The sequence below is a fragment of the Vibrio fortis genome, assembly GCF_000695685.1.
Lineage (GTDB): Bacteria > Pseudomonadota > Gammaproteobacteria > Enterobacterales > Vibrionaceae > Vibrio > Vibrio fortis_A.
This window is the reverse complement of record NZ_JFFR01000020.1, coordinates 91189-109805: the sequence shown is the minus strand read 5'-3', so window position 1 is coordinate 109805 and position 18617 is coordinate 91189. Positions and strand designations below refer to the sequence as shown.

The window sequence follows — 18617 nt, the reverse complement described above, 5'->3', positions numbered from 1 at the left end:
CCCCGACACACAAAATTAAAGTGCAAATGTAATTTGCTTTCGTATGCACCATAGATAAGGGCGGCAAACTGGTTTTCAAGGGAATAGGTAAAAAAAATCTATTTTTTTCCCCATCTTTTTTCATAGAGGTAAAAAGTGAGCGATCCCTTGCCCGTTAAGGCTCCAAAGTTGAGAAAACCTCGCATTTAGCGCCCGGTTAAAACCTCGGTTATATTCCTCTTTCCATAAAAAAGGCCTTCATGTAGAAGGCCTTTTAGAATAAATATTTATTTGAAAGTTACTGATTTAAGACCAGCTGATAGAAGCTGGCTTTGGTGTAGTCGCCGGCGTCCATACCGCGCCATTCACACGCCGAGCTCGACTTCTTCGTATTGCATTGATTGTAAGCGCCCGCTTTAAAGTACATCCAGTCCTGACCATAACCTAAGTCAACATCATGGCCTTGATATTTACCAGCCGCTAAATCTACTTCGTACGTTTTCACTACCGGTGAATCCGAATTTGGATTCTTAGTGAACGTTAGGTGCATGATGGTATCTTTGATATCGACATCATAAGAGAAGACTTCCCCCAGCTTAATGCCATCAACTGGGTCTGCACTGCCCTTCTTCAGGTTGTATTTACCAAACACATCATGACGAATGTCTTTACGTAGCTTCTTACCATTCTCATCTTTGGCATTTTTCAGTTCTTTTGGTGGGTTTAATTCGTAATTCCACGTCAATGAACCATGCTCATGCTCAGGCAATTTACGATAAACAATCTTCAGCGGTTCATTGTCTGAACCGTGGATCTGACCAATCACGACAGAGAACGCACCTGTCTTTTTATAGTTACCACTGGTGCTCACTTGGTCAACCGACAGCGTTGCCGTCATCTGACCACCAATTGAAACATAATCCTTAGCATTGCTATGGCTCGACACCACAAAGTTGTTGTCTGGTGCTGCGTAGTCGTCACCTAGCATCGCACGCAATTCGCTTCGGGTGTTCTTACTGTTTGGTGTGGTGGGTGCTGTATTTGGTGCAACAAACACCATCGCACCGGTTTCTTTATCTGTGTAGAACCATTCAGGGTGGACATAAGGTGTCTCTACATTAGCAAGCTCACTCTTGGTGATCTCTAAGGTTTTGCCTTTACGCGGGCCTTCGGTAGTCAGCTCTGGCAGATTGATTTTCCATTTAGAAAGGTCAAAGTTTTGCGCAGGCGCTTTTGCAGGATCAAGGTTGAACTGGCTCGCCATATCAGTATCAGCGGCAAGAGCAGGTGTCGCCAAAACAGCAGCAGTAATTAAGCTAAGGTAGGACAACTTCATTTTATTTTCCTTAATGTCGTCTGAATGTAGGTTGCCAGAGAATATAAAATGCTATTGTATTATTATATGTGATCAATCTTAGATATTTACAGAACCGTGAATAATTTTGATGTTGTCATTCACAAAACTGACGAATGGTCTTTCCTTACCTTAATCTCTATTCAGATTTTCAGCTCACTATCGCACCGCTTCTATTGGCAAACTGCAGACGAAAAAAAGCGAGGCACTGGGCCTCGCTATTAGGATTTAGTTGAGAGTTTTCTGATTAAGCTTCTGCTTTGTTCAGTTCAACTTCTTTGTCTGCTTCTACACCGATTTCGTCTTCAGACTTAGCAACAATTGTGTTTACTGCTGTGTCACCAACTACGTTAGAAGAAGTACAGAACATGTCACAAATACGGTCAACAGCTGCAACGATTGCTAGACCTTCTGGTGGTAGACCTAGTTGGTGCAATAGAACACCGACCATTACTACACCGCCACCTGGAACACCACCAGCACCGATAGACAGTAGCAGGATAGTTAGACCAAGAGTAAAGATGTCTGCAGTGTTGATTGGCTGACCAAACGCGTTAGCTACGAACATAGTTGCTAGTGCGATGTAGATGGATACACCAGACATGTTCATTGTTGCACCTAGTGGTACACCGAAGCCCGCTACAGATTTAGAAACATTCAGCTTCTCAGTAAGAGTACGCATTGTTACAGGGATTGTCGCGTTCGAGCTTGCAGTAGATAGTGAGAAAAGAATTTGCTCACGAGTTGCACGTAGGAACTGTTTTGGAGAAATACCTGTGAACGCACCAACCATTGCTGGGTAGAAGAAGAAAATCCAGAACACTAGCATTGCAACAACAAGTGCTACGTAACCTGCTACCGACATTAGTGTGTTTGCGTCAAGGGTTGCGCCTAGTTGAATCATAAGAGCGAATACACCGTATGGTGCTAGGCTCATTACAAGACCGATAAGCTTCATCATGATTTCGTTAGCCATCTTGAACGTCTTGATAGCTGGGCCACCACGAGAATCAAGAGCTTGGATAGCAAGACCAGTTAGAATCGCCATGAAGATGATTTGAAGCATGTCGCCGCTTGCGAACGCTTGTACTGGGTTGCTAGGAACAATGTTCACAACCAGAGAGAAGATGTCTGGAGTTTCAGTTGTTGTTAGAGCAATCGTCTCAGAAACCGTACCCGCTAGGCTAGCACCCGCACCCGGTTGGAAGATCAAACCGATAGTTAGTGCAGCAGAAATCGCGATGATGGTGTTGATAATGTAAAGAGCAAAGGTTTTACCACCAAGACGACCAAATGAACGGATATCTTTCAGTTCAACGATACCGCAAACGATAGATACGTAAACAAGTGGAACAACAAGAAGCTTAATTAGTGAAACGAACATACCACCAGCGCCTTCCGCAGCACCAAGTAGGTAAGTGTCAAAGATCGCAATACCGCTGAATAGGTACTGAATTGCAGTACCGATAAGTAGGCCGGCAAACAAACCTACAAATATTTTACTTGAGAGCGATTTATCCATCGTTTATCTCCAGTCTGTTATGTTTGAAAAATGTACTTTTATAGTTATATATACGAGTGATATCTCGATATGGCCGGAGATTTTACATATCAAGATAACAATTGAAAGTATTATTTCACATATTAATTACAAATGTGACATCAGAGCAATTATTTAAAAACAACTAGTTTCATAAAATATTACACTAACCACCTGAAATCGCTAAAATAAAAAGAACGACATACCCAAAAAGATTTTTTTGCCTATTTATTGGCCTGTCGCTGTTTTAAACACAAAAAAAGAGAGGCCGAAGCCTCTCTCTGTATTTCACATGGTTCAGTGATTTATTTTGAAACCATAACCATTGCTGGACGAATCACACGACCGTTTAGCTCGTAGCCTTTCTGCATTACGAACATTACTGTGTTTGGCTCGTGATCTGGGCTCTCTTGAATCGACATTGCTTGGTGAAGCTCAGGGTTGAATGCTTCGCCTTCAGGGTTGATCTCTTTAAGACCAAACTTAGCCACTACGTCTACAAACGTTTTGTGCGTAAGCTCAACACCTTCAAACAGTGGCTTAACCACTTCGTTGTCAGCGTCTGCAGCTTGCATTGCACGTTCTAGGTTATCGATAACTGGTAGCAGCTCTTCAGCAAACTTGTTTAGAGCAAATTTACGCGCTTTATCGATCTCTTGCTCAGTACGGCGGCGCATGTTTTCAACTTCAGCTTTCGCACGTAGAACAGAATCTTGCTGCTCTTTTACTTTCGCTTCGCTCGACAACAAAGCTGCTTCTAGTTGAGCGATCTTTGCTTCTTGCTCGTCAGCAGCTTCTTCAGTTTGCGCTTCTGCTTCAACTTTCTCTGCCTCAGCAATGATCTGATCTAGCTCTTCTTCCGTTACTTTGTTTTCTTCGTTGCTCATGATATCTCCAGAATTCAGTTTTCTATGCCAGTGAGCGGCGTATTAGCGCCCAATTTGATATAAAACACTCGCATAGTCATTCAACTTGCCTTTATTATGGGGATGAAGAATTTTGATTCAAGCCTAATTCGTTTGGAAACCTTATGAAAAAGCCATTTGAAGTTATCGCCATCATTGGTAAACCTCGAGATCAACAAGCAATTCAGACTCATAGAGAGCTGTATCAGTGGTTAAGTGCTGAAGGCTATCAAGTGTTTGTTGACGACAGATTAGCCAGTATCTTAGACGATATCCCTAAAGAACGATTCTCTAGCTTAGTCGAACTCGGAAAGCGAGCAGATTTGGCGGTGGTTGTAGGCGGTGATGGCAACATGCTTGGCGCTGCGCGAATCTTGTCTCGATTCGATATCTCAGTGATTGGTGTAAACCGTGGCAACCTCGGCTTTTTGACCGACCTTAACCCAGAGAATTTCCAATCAGCGTTAACTGATGTACTTAATGGTGAGTTCATGGAGGAAGAGCGATTCCTACTTGAAACCGAGATCCATCGCCACGGCCAAATAAAAAGCCACAACGCAGCACTTAACGAAGCGGTACTCCACCCCGGCCAAGTGGCTCACATGATCGAGTTTGAAGTCTACATTGATGATAGCTTCGCCTTCTCGCAACGCTCAGATGGCTTGATCGTATCAACACCGACTGGCTCTACTGCCTATTCACTGTCTGGTGGTGGCCCGATCCTGTCTTCAAGTTTGAATGCTATCTCTTTGGTGCCGATGTTCCCGCACACTCTATCGAGCCGACCTTTGGTCGTTGACGGCAAACGCCACATCAAACTGATCGTCTCCCCAGACAATCGCGGCACTCAAGAAGTAAGCTGTGACGGCCAAATTTCTCTACCAGTTTCGCCGGGCGACGAGATCCATATCTACCAAAGCCCGAACGTCCTTAAGCTGATCCACCCTAAGGATTACAGCTACTACCACGTGCTACGAAACAAACTCGGTTGGTCGAGTAAGTTGTTCTAAACACACACCAAAAAAGTGAAAGGTTGGCGAGATGCCAGCCTTTTTTATTGCTTGAAACCCATACAGTCCCTCGCCTTATAAGCCTTGTTCACACCGTCATTCCAGAACCGAAGGACGAGTTGTCTGGAATCTGTTTTCGCAAATAGACATCAATATCAGGCACCTACAAACGAAGTTTGATTTGATCGAACTCACAAAAAATATTCACCTGTTCACTTTACTGTATAAAGAAACAGTATATACTGAACTTATATACAGTATTGTTCAGTTATACAGGTAAATAAAAATGCTGGCTCATCTAAGTGTTAATAATTTCGCTATTGTTAAGTCTTTACAGCTAGAACTTTCTAAAGGCATGACAACCATCACCGGTGAAACGGGTGCGGGTAAATCTATTGCTATCGATGCGTTGGGCTTATGCCTTGGTGGTAGAGCTGATGCAGGCATGGTGCGACAAGGTGAAGAGAAAACCGAAGTCAGCGCCGCATTTTTACTGGATAACAACTTACATGCGACTCGTTGGCTAGAAGATAACGAGCTACTAGATGGCAGCGAATGTATTCTTCGCCGTACCATCTCAAAAGAAGGCCGTTCGCGTGCCTTCATTAATGGCAGCCCTGTTCCGCTCTCACAACTAAAATCATTAGGGCAGCTGCTTATTAATATCCACGGTCAGCACGCACACCATCAGTTGATGAAAAGCGACTACCAGATGGCGATGCTTGACCAATATGCAGGCCACCTTAACCTGCTAAAGTCGACTCGCAACGCTTACCAAACTTGGCGTCATGCAGATAACCACCTAAAAGAGCTGCGTGACAACAGCCAACAGAACCAAGCACAGAAACAACTGCTTGAGTACCAAATCAAAGAGCTGAACGAACTCTCACTTGGGGAGGAAGAATATGAAGAGCTTGAACAAGAGCACAAACGCCTATCCAACAGTGGTGAGCTTGCATCAACCTGTCAGCAAGCTATCGAGCTTATTTACGAAGGTGAAGAAGTTAATGCGCTTGGTATTCTGCAATCAGCCAATCACTCCCTAATTCAGCTGGCTGAACTGGATGAAAGGCTGGCTGAGTTACCGAACATGCTCTCTGAAGCCATCATTCAAATTGAAGAGACCAACAGCGAGCTAAGAACTTACCTTGATAGCATCGATGTCGACCCAGGTCGTATGGCATTTGTCGAAGAGCGCTTCTCAAAAGTCATGTCGATGTCACGCAAACATCACGTATTGCCAGAAGAGCTATATAAGCATCACCAAGATCTTCTTCAGCAAATTGAAGACCTCGATTGCTCTGATGAAAAACTGGATGAGCTGGCTAACGAAGTTGAACAGCACTACCAAGGTTTTGTTGCTAAGGCGGAGAAGCTGCATAAGTCTCGCGTGCGCTACGCCAAAGAGCTCAACAAACTGATCACGCAAAGCATGCACGAATTGAGCATGGAGAAAGCGCAGTTCGCGATTGAGGTAAACAACACTAATACTCACCCATCGCCACTGGGTATGGACAACGTGACCTTTATTGTTTCTACCAACCCAGGGCAACCAATGCAACCAATTGCTAAAGTGGCCTCTGGTGGTGAGCTATCGCGTATCTCATTAGCAATTCAGGTAATCACCGCTCAGAAAGTCGATACCCCTAGCCTGATCTTCGATGAAGTCGATGTTGGTATCAGTGGCCCAACGGCTGCGGTCGTTGGCAAAATGCTGCGAACTCTAGGTGAATCGACACAAGTCATGTGTGTGACTCACTTGCCTCAAGTTGCAGGTTGTGGTCATCAACAACTGTTCGTTGCTAAGAGCACTAAAGCAGGAAAAACAGAGACACAAATGCACACGCTTGATGAGCAACAGCGTATCTCTGAGCTTGCAAGATTGCTTGGTGGTAGCCAGATCACGGATTCAACGCTCGCTAACGCAAAAGAGCTGTTAATCGCCGCTTAGATTAAACTTTCGCCAAATACCTGATAGTTTTCTGAAAAAGATTGGCAATTTTGCAACTTATTTCAAAATTGCCAGTCATATTAAGTTCAAAGCGCAAGGAGCTTTTTACTTCTTGCTGGAGCTTGTTTATTATCAGGCAGTATTTTAGCGAAGAAAGATCTCAGACTATGCGAATTAAGAAGTGGTTAGTTGCAGTTCCACTTGCACTAACAATGTTGACCGGTTGTTCTCTATTAGAAAAGTTGGTTTATCGAATTGACATCAACCAGGGTAACTACGTTGAACAAGAAGCTGTCGACCAACTGAAATTTGGTATGACTAAGACACAAGTTCGTTACGTTATGGGCTCACCAATGCTGATTGAAAACGGCTACCCAGACACTTGGTACTACATTTACCATCACCAAAAAGGCCACGAAGCTCCGATCCAGAAGAACCTGATTGTTAACTTTGACGCGACAGGCACACTGGTAACCATCAACGGTGATTTTGAAGCGAGTGATGAGTTTTTCGAAAGCCTTCGATAAAACCGCTAAATGCCCCAGATACTAAAAAGCCTGCAGCACTGCAGGCTTTTTGCTATTTGAACGTATAACGAATTACTTGGTCGCGGCCGCTTTTGCTTGCTCAGCACGCTTACGACGAATCTCTTTTGGATCGGCCAGCAGTGCACGGTAAATCTCAATACGGTCTTTATCGCGAACCGTGGCATCGAGCTTCACATTGCGGCTGTATACGCCGACTTTATTCTTAGATAGGTCTATCTCAGGATAAAGCTCAAGTACGCCAGACTGGCCGATGATCTCTTCTACCGTCGCGTTCTTGTTCACCACCAGTGTAAATACACGCTGCTCATGTGGCAGAGCGTAAACCACTTCAACGTGGATCATGTCTGATTCAATACTCATGCTTAGTACACCTGCTTCGCACGCTGAGTAAATGCGTTCACCATATTGCTGGTGAGCTCATTGAAGATCTTGCCGAAGGCCATTTCAATCATGCGGCTCGAGAATTCAAACTCAAGCTTAAGTTCCACTTTGCACGCTTGATCGTCCAAAGGAGTAAAGTACCAACCGCCCTGCAGCTTCTTAAATGGGCCGTCCACCAGCTCCATTAAAATCTCTGCACCTTCCGCGAGGCGATTTGATGTTGTAAATGTTTTGCTAATACCAGCTTTCGATACATCAACCGAAGCCACCATTGCTGAATCTGAAGATTCGATCACACGAGAACCAGAACAACCCGGCAAAAACTCAGGATAACGAGCAACATCATTGACCAAGTCAAACATCTGGTCAGCACTAAATGATACTAATGCTGAACGAGTAACCTTTGGCATATAGACTCCTGTTAAAGACAGCGTTACATTAAACAAACCACAATTTTAATGGTATTGAGCCAGAGCGCAAATAAAAAGGATTCCCCATCTTTCGCGCAATCCGTATAATGAGGCCATTATGGCAAAGAAAAAATCAAAATCAAAAGCGGGTAGTAATACCATTGCGCTAAATAAGAAAGCTCGCCACGAATATTTCATCGACGATGAGATTGAAGCGGGGCTTGAGCTACAAGGCTGGGAAGTAAAATCCCTACGTGAAGGCAAAACGAACATCGCAGAAAGCTACGTCTACATCCGAGACGGTGAAGCATTCATCAGTGGCATGACTATCACTCCACTAACACAAGCAAGTACGCACATTGTCGCGAACCCAACACGTGTCCGTAAACTCCTAATGTCGAGAAAAGAGCTCGACAACCTATTCGGTCGTATTAACCGTGAAGGCATGACGCTAGTTGCAACGTCGCTATACTGGTCTCGCTCTTGGGCGAAAATCAAAATTGGCGTAGCAAAAGGTAAGAAGCTGCACGACAAACGTACTGATATGAAAGAAAAAGATTGGGCTCGCGATAAAGCACGAATTATGAAGAGTAATTTGCGTTAATCTTGAGCACTTGAACCGCACAGTGCTAGACAGGCATAGCTTTTCTGGTACTATGCAAGAACACTTTGGGGCTGATTTAGGATTCGACAGGAATTTTGCAGTCTGAGGTGCATGCCGTGGGGCGGTTGGCCACGTAAAAAGCCGCAAAAAAATAGTCGCAAACGACGAAAACTACGCACTAGCAGCTTAATAACCTGCTCAGAGCTCTCTCGCCCTAGCTTCCGCACGTAAGACGGGGAATAACGAGAGATCAAACCCAAACGCGCTAGCCCGGATTTTCCCACCTGAGAGATGAACGGCGAATTATAATTCAGGTTAGCCTTTAACTAGCGTGTCGGTTCGCAGGTTACTGGTGAATTTAAAGATCGACTAAGCATGTAGTGCCAAGGATGAATGGTTTCTGGACGCGGGTTCAACTCCCGCCAGCTCCACCAAACGTTTGGAAAAGGCCACCTTCGGGTGGCCTTTTTTGTACCTAAAATATCAAAAATTCAATCACTTAGCTCACTCCCCTGTCTTATTCTGTCTCATCGCGTCTCATATCTGCTCACGTTTTTAGTACCCGCCCAGTTACCCTATACTCTCATCCAAGATATTTCGGGTACTAAATAGGTTTAAAATGGCAAGACCAGCAGTTCAACTGACAGATAAAAAAGTCAAAAGCACAAAACCAACTGGCAAAGAGCAATTGCTCAGTGATGGACGAGGCTTGCAGCTTAGAATAATGCCAAATGGAACTAAATCTTGGCGTTTCGTATACAAGAGTCCAGCAACAGGGAAACGCAGCAATATAACCTTAGGCAAGTACCCAGATCTATCAATAGCTAATGCACGGAAAATAACCGAAGGTCACCGTGAGCTAGTAGCACTAAGCATTGATCCAAAACACCACAAAAAAGAAGAAAAGGAAAAAGCCGACGCTATATATAAGCACACGTTATTCAATGTTTCACAGCAATGGATGGAGCAAAAGAAATCAACAGTTACCGAAGATTATGCGAAAGATATCTGGCGTTCACTTGAGCTACATGTTTTTCCTTCTTTGGGCTCACAACCTATCTCTATGGTTACAGCTCAGACTGTAATTCAAACTCTAAGGGTTGTAGAAGCCAAAGGTTCTTTAGAAACACTCAAACGATTATCTCAACGGCTAAATGAAGTCATGCTGTACGCTATGCACAGCGGTTTAATTAACGCCAATCCAATAAGCAATATTTTTGCTACTTTTAAAAAGCCTCAACAAGAGCATATGAAAGCGCTAGAGCCACACGAATTACCCGAATTGATGGCAACTTTAAGCGAAGCAAGTATCAAGAGTTCGACACGAAACCTTATCAAGTTTCAACTACATACAATGACCAGACCAAACGAAGCAGCTGGAGCCAAGTGGTCAGAATTCGATTTAGAAAGTCGAGTTTGGACAATACCTGCAGAAAGGATGAAAAAACGCAAAAAACACCGAATACCTCTAACGGACGAAGTCATCGTTCTATTAAATGTGATGAGCTCGATGAGAGTAAAGAGCGAATATGTTTTTCCGTCGGCAACAGATCCAAAAAAACCAATGCATAGTCAAACAGCTAATATGGCTCTAAAACGCATGGGGTTTGGAGGTCGGTTAGTTTCCCATGGTTTACGCTCCATAGCTAGCTCAACGCTCAATGCAGCTGGACACGACTACATTTTAATTGAATCAGCACTCGCTCACCTTATTGGTAACAAAACACATCGTGCATATAGCCGAACAGATTACCTAGAACGTAGAAGAGATCTTATGGCTTGGTGGAGCAAGCATATTGTTGATGCAACTCGAACAGGTATTGCGCTGAGCTAGCGCACTTTGAAATACAACAATTATCGTGATGCTAAAAAGAAATTTAGTTGCTTCTAAACAGCGAAGAACTGCTAAGTCATCGAACAGGAGTAAAAGAACTGACTTAGCCGTTAGAGTTGTAGATCAGCCTCAGGCGATAATGACATTAATTTTGACGACAACGTTTCAAAATGAACATCTGATAACTTTATATGTAGTGAAATACTGTTAAATATTAGCATCGGAAGGCTGAGTGAGAATCCGTTAGTTGATTAAGCGATCTCGAGCGAGAGCAATCAGTCTTTCTTTTCTAACCCTCCCAAGTAGAAACTGTTACTCGTCAATTTGGAAAAAAAATGTGACACCCATAACAAATAGAGACCATTATCAAGCAAAAGGAAAAATTTTAACGCAATCTCTGAACCGAAATCACGTTTTGATCGTAACCATCTAGCCCCTAACAAGATAGTAAATAAATGGCATGTCGTTTTGTTATTTCAATAGTTTCTTGTGCGTCAGGATTATGACGCCTATTAATAATGAAAATATCAACTCAATCTTTTGTAAGATCAACGCGCTTAGTAGACGAAAAAGTGATGCATATAGATGATACGGAAAACAACATCAATTCATTGAAGAATAATATGTACGAATATAACTACACGGACAGTGGAGTCATCGTAAGAAGCGATGCATCATTTGTTAAGCTTGAATTTTTGTTTCAACCAATAATCGACTTGAAGCAGAGACAAGTAAGGCATCTTGAGATCCTATCTAAAGTCTTGAGCGATTCCGGTGAGATTTGTTACAACGAAACGTTTTTCTCTGAAATTGATCAAGAGTTCATCAAAATGGTCGCGCTAGCTCAAATTAAGTTCTGTAGTGATCTAAAAGTCCATATCCCTATAACTGTTAATATGACTTTGTCATGTTTAAAGGATAGGTTTTTTTTGCAGAGCCTCTTAAATGAACGTGACGTTAACTTTGATATTGAAATTACAGATATCGACTGTGATGTAAATTGTGGCCGCTTGCAAAGTAGTATCAGATTATTAAAGCGCTCTGGTGTAGGATTGTTATTAGATGATTATTATCATAAAAACAATGTTGCAAACATATCACTAGGATTTATTGATTGGGATTACATCAAAATAGACAAGTCTTTCCTTCACCATAACTGCGACGACATTAATACAATAAACTATCTATTGAGAGTAATATCTCCTTACGCCAAGAAAGGTATTATTTTAGAAGGCGTCGAAACTTCTTATCAGCATGACGTTGTGAAGAACCTTAATGTTCTGGTTCAAGGATACTTTTATTCTCCTCCAGTGAGCTGGACACAGCTAAAAAGAAAGATGAACATAATGAATAAAGAACATGTTTAAGATAAGAAAGATAAGAGTAAATTTAAAAACAAAAGATACCGGAAGCTTTGTATCTAAGTCAAAACACATAATTAAACTTACTGATTTTTTCGGGGCTATCTCATACCCAGGATGCGTCATCGTGATCGAGGGTGAAGCTTTGATTCAGTTACCCTCAAATACATTAATAAATTTTTCGTTGAAAGAAGAGTTATCCGATGACTTTTCTTTATATTTAGTGATGTGTGATATGGATTATGATAGCTATACGTTTAAAAAAATGAAACCTTATATCGATTCGTTGATCCATGTTCAAAATGGCATTTTCGACCATACTGATTTTTTACACGAATTGATAAATAGAGATGCTTTTAGAACTCTAAAGAAATTTGATCTTAAAAGAACTGATTCTATATCTGAACGTATTCATCGTCTAATATCTAAAAAAATCCAACATCGTTGGACAGCAGAAGAAATATCCAAAAGTCTTAATATGTCAAAAGCTACACTTATGAGGAGGATATCTCAAGAAAAAACCACATTATCAGACTTGATACTTTCAGCAAGAATGAATAAAGCTGCGTATTTACTATTAAAGAAAAAACATCCTATAAAAAAGGTAGCTCACTTAACAGGTTTTTCTAGCGCATCTTACTTTTGCAAAAAATTTAAGGAAACATATGGAAATTCTCCCAAGCAATTTGTTAACTTAATGGACTATAAACAAAAAGAAACGCAGCGCGAGCGCGTCTATTAAGTCAAAAAATTTGAAATGAACATCTTGTGACTAGAACACAATTAATAGTCGACTAGTGTTGTATTGGTGTTTCTTAAAACTACCTATTTAAGCATTCGAGATAGGTGGTATTCGTGTAGTCAACAAAAATCGTAGATTACACTTTGGACTTCTTTAACCATGCTCTCGCATTCCATTGAAATGGCAACGTTCTTCTGTCTTGTTCATCTAACCAACAAAGTGATTCACAGAACATCAATTTGTTCAGCCGATACTTCTTAGTCAGATTCTTCCCCCAAAACGATTGATAATCGCGAACTTCAAAACAAGCCAACTTATGTAAATAACTCAATTGCTTGAGAGGATCTCTGAACTCCTGCTTCATAAATGGCCTAGCTTGTCTATTCTGCTTAATGTGCTTAGGGTGAAGCTTCGATAACCTCTCTCCTAGCCGCTCAATCGCTTCTTCGTTACCCGATTTACGCATAAGAACATGATAATGAGGTAACCATTTTTGTGGTGAATCATGAAAATCTAACTCGAACGCCCCCAATACCGGACCACTGATACCACATCTAGATAGTAACTTTCTCAATCTGTCCTTATCTTTAGGGATATCATAATTGACGAAGTCATATGCATCGACTCCACGCGAGTATTGAACAATAGTATAGATACCGTATTCAGCATCCAGTGCTTGCTCTTGGTCAAGCAAGATTGAAGCAATGATGTTGTTAACACGTTCTATTTTAAACAGACGATTGCATTTTTTACATGCCACACTCTTACACTGGTATAAACCTTCATTGCAAGACTCTAGCTTATCTGCCAACTCATGCAATTGACCACAACTGTATCTTTGACCACGACTTTGATAGACATGATCAGCCATTTTTCTGAGCAGCTTAATACGATAATCGTTCTCTAAATAGGCTTCGTACTCGCTCATTAACCAATCACACTCTTCTAATCTGATGCCAGCTAAGAATATGTCTAGTTTCATCTTCTCCATACCTCTTCGAGTAGCTTTTGTCCTTTATCTAATTGCGGTACTAGAAAAATACTTTGCCGCTCTTCAACCCAAGCATCTACTTCAGATTCTCTCCATGCCACTCGGTTTTTTGAGAGTCTATATGCACTTGGAAACTCTCCTGATTTCATCAAGCGATAGATCTGAGCTCGGCTGTAGGAAGTTCTCTCAAGCACTTCTCCAATTTTCATATATCTATCATTCGCCATGTCTTTTTTCTCTGCTTCAAATAATGGAGCCATCTTATCAAACGGAAAAAGGCATCTTGTGAGCCTCACAAAACCTGTGAGCCTCACAAAATAAAAACACTTAAAAAACATAATGATACAACCATATATTGTGAGTCTCACATAAAAAAAGCATTCAATTAGATAGACAGATCGTGTAGCGTGTAGTTGGTAACAAGTAACGAGAATGGATTATGAAACGTAAAAGTGATGCCGCTATAAGACAACAATTTGTAACACAGAGAAGAAAAGATTCAGGACTCGTAACCAAGAGAATTCACGTGTCAGATATCTCACTAGACATACTTGATGCAATTGGAACTAAACTTGGCTTCTCAAGAAAGGAACTCCGTAACAGTGAAAATTTATCCGCTATTATCGAGCTTTGTCTTGGTACTTTTTTAGACGGAAGTTTTGAAGGTAAAGCGAGCCGCAAAGAAGCTCTATACCTGATGCAAATCCACAACATAGTTAAGTTCAAAGAACAACAAGGATTCAATGACAAAGCTATATCTAACTTTCTTGAAGACTCGGGATATGAGACACCGTTCATCGCTAAACGAGTGGTCAGTACACAAAAACATCGTTTAAGAATGGTAGAGAAATGGAGTGAGGTACTTATAGTAAGATTAAAAAAGGAAAGCTATATTAAAAAACAAATCCAGCTCATTGGCGAGTGTCATCGTCCAAAAAGAGTAATTCGCAAGAAACCTCACGTAAGAAGAGAATCAGAAGTGTTTCGAGAAGAAGATTTCTCAGAATAGAAATGTAATCTATCTGGTGCAAGAGTTTAGGTCACAAGAGTAAGGTGTCATGAACATACTCGACATTGGTCACACTTTTTCAAAATAACTCAGTTTTTCTTTTAGTACCCATTAAGTTACCCAAACCAATAAATCAATTTAGATTTTAACTTTAAAATCAGTAACATAATAAGCAGCTTCAGATGACGCCAGCTCCACCAAACGTTTGGAAAGGGCCAACTCGCAAGAGTTGGCCCTTTTTGTTTGTCTGGAATCTAGTACCGGTTACTTCTTCTTACCCAATACATAGTCTTCATCACTACTTACTAGCGCACCGTATTTCAGGAAGTTCTTGCCTAGAATCATGCTGTACTCGAAGCGAGAGCGGTCTTGTAGGTTTACTTTCACCTTCTTCTCTAAGTCACCGAGTTTGACGTCCATCTCCACCACAGGGCGGATGTTTACTTTCTCCCCCTTCTTGGCTTTAATGCGCATCACATCAATCACTGGCTTAACAAAGTCTTGCTTATCACCCTGCTTGTTTTGATACGTGAAGCTCACCATATCTTGTCCGTCTTTCTTGAAGCGTTTTATGTTTGTCGCGTTCATCGAACTCACGTCTGCACCAGTATCTAGCTTAGCTGGGAATGTCATGCCGTTGACCTCAACAAGCTCAACATGGCCAACTTTGAACAGAGGTTCCGCGTTCAATAGGTAATCAGCGCGAGTGTTAATATATACGCCCTCTTTAGCCATTTTTTTACCTAGAACGAAGTAAGGCACCTTTTCACTCATGTCGAGCACATCCAGTGCAAACTCTCGCTCACGGGCCTCGCCAGATACCACAAACTCAGCGCTGACGACTGGACGAACATCGTCGCCAACTCTCAACAGCTTGATTACCCTCTTAGACACTTTTTGCTGCTCACCATTAGCATCTATCAGGAAGAACTCGACCATAGCATCATCACCCGAACCCGATATTTCGAAGCTTTCCACTTTCAACACGGGCGTGCTCACCGTAAATGAAGCAACCGCTTTGAGTGGGAAACTATCTAGCGTGATGTCCTCTTCAGGCGAGATAATCAAAAGCTCGTCCGACTTAGTCGCATCTTGGAAGCTCTCGGCACCACTCAATAGTAAGTTTTCGGCGTTACTGTTGATCATGAAGTGTTCGCTGGCGGTCATGGTGCCAATTCTTAGCTGGGAATCACTGCCTGAACGATCACGCAGATACACTAAAATATCTCGCGTGGTGTCTTTACCTAACTCAACAGGAACATACACCAAGGGCCTTTGCTTGCCGCTTACGTTGAGCATACGAACTAGCGGCAAGCTCATCTCTTGTTTCCGGCCATCGTTACTGACCATATCAAAAGTCACTAGATTGTTTTTCTTATCAACATCAATCTCTTCAGCATGCAGATTGCTGTAGCGATTCGAAAAAGAGAAGCTTGCATTCACTGATAAGCCATTAATGGATACCACTTCCTTTCTGCCTACGACCGTCGCCTTTTCTTGCTCTTGTAGGTAGTCATAGCCCGCAAACACTAACGCATTGTCAGCTAAGAAGGTTTTACCGATCAAAATGGGCGCAGAAAAGTGGCTTCTATCGGTGAGGTTAACGTCTGTCGTGAGCTCTTGGTCCGCGATTTTGAGCGACATTTTTATAGTTGGGCGAAGTATCGGTGTGCTGCTGGTTCGGCTACGGATCATACTGACACGCTCTAAAGGCGCCTCAATCATTTCCATCTCCCCAGTTTTAGGGTTTTGAATCTTAAATGATACCTGTGTTTCAAAAGGTTCAAAGGTACTGGCATCCCAATCACTGTAGGCCACATCGCCATTGTTCAGCACCTCTTCTGTCAGCGCCAGCATCAGCTCTTGGTCTTTTAGATTTTTGTAATCTGGGTGGGTACTGGTTACTTGAATATCTTCCGCATGCATCGACGTGGTTTCAGCGCCGGTGTCAATTTTGCCAATAAAAGGAATATCACTAAGCCCTTCCACTTTAGACAAGTAAACATTCTCAGTGCGACCCAGCACCGACTTGCCATCAAGCTCATAGGTTGGATTTTGCGTGGTAGGTGAAGTGTCAGTTGTTGCCATGGAATAGTGTGAAAAAACGAGTGTACTTAATAGAGTTAAAGCCAAAGGTATCTTTTTCATTAGTTGTTCCGTTGTCATCAGTTCACTAATAATACTGACGTTTTTGCTCAGAGTTCCCGCGTCAGCAGTGGTTCTCACATAACGTTTACGTGGTGACTTTTTCAATGACAAATCGATGACTTAACCGGGGTTAACCTCATCAATTATTGACTTTAGAGCAGCCCATTTTCACGAAGTATTCAACTAAGAACCTAAGTCGATACCTCATGAAATCCACTGAAGACAAGTCAGCCTCTTTAAACGAATCAACTAAAAGTATAGAAGCTAAATCATTATTCCTTTTAAGTATTTATGTCACCGTTTTATAAACTTAGCATTACAATCCCTTAATTTCTTTGGTAGTATCCGCGCCGAATTTAGTGAACTGAATGTTGTGATGCATATATCAAGAAATACGCAAATAAAACAAAAGGTAATGGCGATTTACGTCATTGCTGCTTTGCTGTTTCAGATATATTTATTAGCCACGATGGCGCTCAACCCATCACAAGTTAATAACAAGAACTGGCTGTCAGAAGCGCAGGGAGAGAAGATCTTGCTGTGTACCGCTGAAGGCTTTAAATGGGTCGATATTAGTGAACTCATCGAAGATAACGCGATGTCGCCACTGCCTATCGATGAAATCCATGACCCGCTCAAGTTTCAATGTCCTCTGCTAGAGATGTGTCAGTTCTCTATTACCATGATCGCAATGGTGCTAGCGGCGTTGGTGGTTTGGTTGTGCCGAATCGCGACGTCATTCACTCCTTATCACCATGTTCAAAGCTACCGTAAGATTTACCTCGCGTTAGCGCCTAAGCAATCCCCACCCTCGACTTTCTTCGCGTAATTCGGCGATCTCGCCATACGCCTATTTTTTCTAACAAAACACTGATCACCGCCTTTGATTCAACTGGCGGGACGTATTTGCACGCATTCAATCTGTTGTGCACCAGAAAATAATAAGAAAGGAAAGTCTATGTTCAACCAAATCCCAGCGACAAAAGCGCTCGTTACCGCTTTTGTCTGCACCGCTTTGTCCGCTTGTGGAGGTTCAAGCTCTAGCTCATCAACGTCGGTAGCCCAGCAAAATGTCACTATCCAATTTGCTGCAAAAGTCGGTACACAAAACATCGAATGTAAGCTGATGGATACCGCTACAGCGGGTACTAAAAATACTAATCCAGAGTTTAAAGACGTACGCATGTACATCTCTAACCTCGAGCTGATTGATGACAAGGGTCAAGCAACGCCAGTCAGCCTCAAGCAAGATGGAAAATGGCAATATCAGAACGTTGCCCTACTGGATTTTGAGACAGGTGCAGATAGCTGTGCCAATGGCAATGAAGCACTCAACCACCAAATCATAGGTCAAGTTCCCGAAGGTGATTACACAGGGGTACGTTTTACACTCGGCGTTCCTACCGACCTCAACCACTACGGTATTGATGGTGACGACGCGGTATCACCACTTGATGTGATGGGCATGAACTGGAGCTGGCAAAACGGCCACAAACACCTGCGTATGGATGTGAATGGTTGGAATATTCACTTAGGTACTACAGGCTGTGAAGTGGTGGATGCAGGTTCTGAGATTGTTAATTGTGCCGACTCTCGCCCGAACAGACCGACATACCAGTTCGACAACTTCAATCATGCATCAAATGTGATTGTGTTTGATTACCAAAGCTTAGTCGCGAGTAACGACATTACCTTCAACACTCCGGGGACGCCTCCGGGTTGTATGTCTTCAAGTGCTGATGCCGACTGCCAAGGTATTTTCAATAAGCTTGGATTAGACCTGACTACTGGGGAATGTAGCGCAGGTAACTGCAGCACCTCGCAATCTTGGGTTTCAGTGGAGTAATCGC

Annotated in this window: 18 protein-coding genes and 1 other RNA gene; 11 read left to right on the top strand and 8 right to left on the bottom strand. The window is 42.4% G+C overall.

The features are described 5' to 3' along the window. Positions 1-277 precede the first annotated feature (277 nt). From VFDL14_RS11070 to grpE, 3 genes are all read right to left on the bottom strand, one after another. Positions 278-1315 carry a polysaccharide lyase family 7 protein gene (locus VFDL14_RS11070; protein ID WP_032551373.1) on the bottom strand — a complete coding sequence of 346 codons (1038 nt, stop codon included), beginning with the start codon at positions 1313-1315 and terminating at the stop codon, positions 278-280. A 265-nt stretch (positions 1316-1580) separates the two neighbouring features. Beyond that, on the bottom strand, positions 1581-2855 hold the full coding sequence (locus VFDL14_RS11075) for a dicarboxylate/amino acid:cation symporter (protein WP_032551372.1): 1275 nt from the start codon (positions 2853-2855) through the stop codon (positions 1581-1583). Between the two features lie 323 nt (positions 2856-3178). Then, the gene (grpE, locus tag VFDL14_RS11080; protein ID WP_032551370.1) at positions 3179-3760 is read right to left on the bottom strand and encodes a nucleotide exchange factor GrpE; all 582 of its coding nucleotides are present in this window, start codon (positions 3758-3760) and stop codon (positions 3179-3181) included. A gap of 143 nt (positions 3761-3903) precedes the next feature. Between grpE and nadK the strand changes: the two genes are divergently transcribed. From nadK to bamE, 3 genes are all read left to right on the top strand, one after another. Further along, positions 3904-4788, top strand: a complete 885-nt coding sequence (nadK, locus tag VFDL14_RS11085; RefSeq protein WP_032551369.1) for an NAD(+) kinase — start codon at positions 3904-3906, stop codon at positions 4786-4788. A gap of 286 nt (positions 4789-5074) precedes the next feature. Next, a complete protein-coding gene (recN, locus tag VFDL14_RS11090; protein WP_032551368.1) occupies positions 5075-6739 on the top strand; it encodes a DNA repair protein RecN in 1665 nt (554 codons plus the stop codon). 167 nt (positions 6740-6906) lie between these two features. Next, positions 6907-7266, top strand: a complete 360-nt coding sequence (gene bamE / locus VFDL14_RS11095; protein ID WP_032551366.1) for an outer membrane protein assembly factor BamE — start codon at positions 6907-6909, stop codon at positions 7264-7266. Between the two features lie 72 nt (positions 7267-7338). On the opposite strand, the gene VFDL14_RS11100 is transcribed toward bamE, so the two are convergent. Both VFDL14_RS11100 and VFDL14_RS11105 read right to left on the bottom strand, forming a co-directional pair. After that, entirely contained in the window at positions 7339-7647 is a 309-nt protein-coding gene (locus VFDL14_RS11100) for an RnfH family protein (RefSeq protein WP_032551365.1), read from the bottom strand. A gap of 2 nt (positions 7648-7649) precedes the next feature. Continuing rightward, positions 7650-8078 carry an SRPBCC family protein gene (locus tag VFDL14_RS11105; protein ID WP_032551364.1) on the bottom strand — a complete coding sequence of 143 codons (429 nt, stop codon included), beginning with the start codon at positions 8076-8078 and terminating at the stop codon, positions 7650-7652. A gap of 118 nt (positions 8079-8196) precedes the next feature. On the opposite strand from VFDL14_RS11105, the gene smpB reads away from it, so the two are divergent. From smpB to VFDL14_RS11125, 5 genes are all read left to right on the top strand, one after another. Next, positions 8197-8682: an SsrA-binding protein SmpB gene (smpB, locus tag VFDL14_RS11110; protein ID WP_032551363.1), complete on the top strand. Its 486-nt coding sequence runs from the start codon at positions 8197-8199 to the stop codon at positions 8680-8682. Between the two features lie 67 nt (positions 8683-8749). After that, positions 8750-9116: a transfer-messenger RNA gene (ssrA, locus tag VFDL14_RS24000) on the top strand. Positions 9117-9301: 185 nt separating this feature from the next. Continuing rightward, on the top strand, positions 9302-10516 hold the full coding sequence (locus tag VFDL14_RS11115) for an integrase domain-containing protein (RefSeq protein ID WP_032551362.1): 1215 nt from the start codon (positions 9302-9304) through the stop codon (positions 10514-10516). Positions 10517-11034: 518 nt separating this feature from the next. Then, on the top strand, positions 11035-11883 hold the full coding sequence (locus VFDL14_RS11120; protein ID WP_235201713.1) for an EAL domain-containing protein: 849 nt from the start codon (positions 11035-11037) through the stop codon (positions 11881-11883). Further along, positions 11876-12619 (top strand): helix-turn-helix transcriptional regulator, encoded by a 744-nt coding sequence (locus tag VFDL14_RS11125; RefSeq protein ID WP_032551361.1) that lies wholly within the window; start codon positions 11876-11878, stop codon positions 12617-12619. The genes VFDL14_RS11120 and VFDL14_RS11125 overlap by 8 nt, the downstream gene beginning before the upstream one ends. Positions 12620-12755: 136 nt before the next feature. Here VFDL14_RS11125 and VFDL14_RS11130 read toward each other — a convergent pair whose 3' ends face one another. Both VFDL14_RS11130 and VFDL14_RS11135 read right to left on the bottom strand, forming a co-directional pair. Beyond that, positions 12756-13601, bottom strand: a complete 846-nt coding sequence (locus VFDL14_RS11130) for a hypothetical protein (RefSeq protein ID WP_032551360.1) — start codon at positions 13599-13601, stop codon at positions 12756-12758. Continuing rightward, on the bottom strand, positions 13598-13870 hold the full coding sequence (locus VFDL14_RS11135; RefSeq protein ID WP_235201711.1) for a helix-turn-helix transcriptional regulator: 273 nt from the start codon (positions 13868-13870) through the stop codon (positions 13598-13600). Before VFDL14_RS11135 ends, VFDL14_RS11130 begins: the two co-directional genes overlap by 4 nt. Before the next feature lie 179 nt (positions 13871-14049). On the opposite strand from VFDL14_RS11135, the gene VFDL14_RS11140 reads away from it, so the two are divergent. Then, entirely contained in the window at positions 14050-14619 is a 570-nt protein-coding gene (locus tag VFDL14_RS11140; protein WP_235201709.1) for a hypothetical protein, read from the top strand. 264 nt (positions 14620-14883) lie between these two features. On the opposite strand, the gene VFDL14_RS11145 is transcribed toward VFDL14_RS11140, so the two are convergent. Continuing rightward, a complete protein-coding gene (locus VFDL14_RS11145) occupies positions 14884-16767 on the bottom strand; it encodes an ATP-dependent zinc protease (protein WP_032551359.1) in 1884 nt (627 codons plus the stop codon). A 415-nt stretch (positions 16768-17182) separates the two neighbouring features. Here VFDL14_RS11145 and VFDL14_RS11150 point away from each other — a divergent pair, with 415 nt between their 5' ends. Next, a complete protein-coding gene (locus tag VFDL14_RS11150) occupies positions 17183-17596 on the top strand; it encodes a hypothetical protein (RefSeq protein ID WP_050487421.1) in 414 nt (137 codons plus the stop codon). 129 nt (positions 17597-17725) lie between these two features. Beyond that, a complete protein-coding gene (locus VFDL14_RS11155; RefSeq protein WP_032551356.1) occupies positions 17726-18613 on the top strand; it encodes an MbnP family copper-binding protein in 888 nt (295 codons plus the stop codon). Positions 18614-18617: the final 4 nt, after the last annotated feature.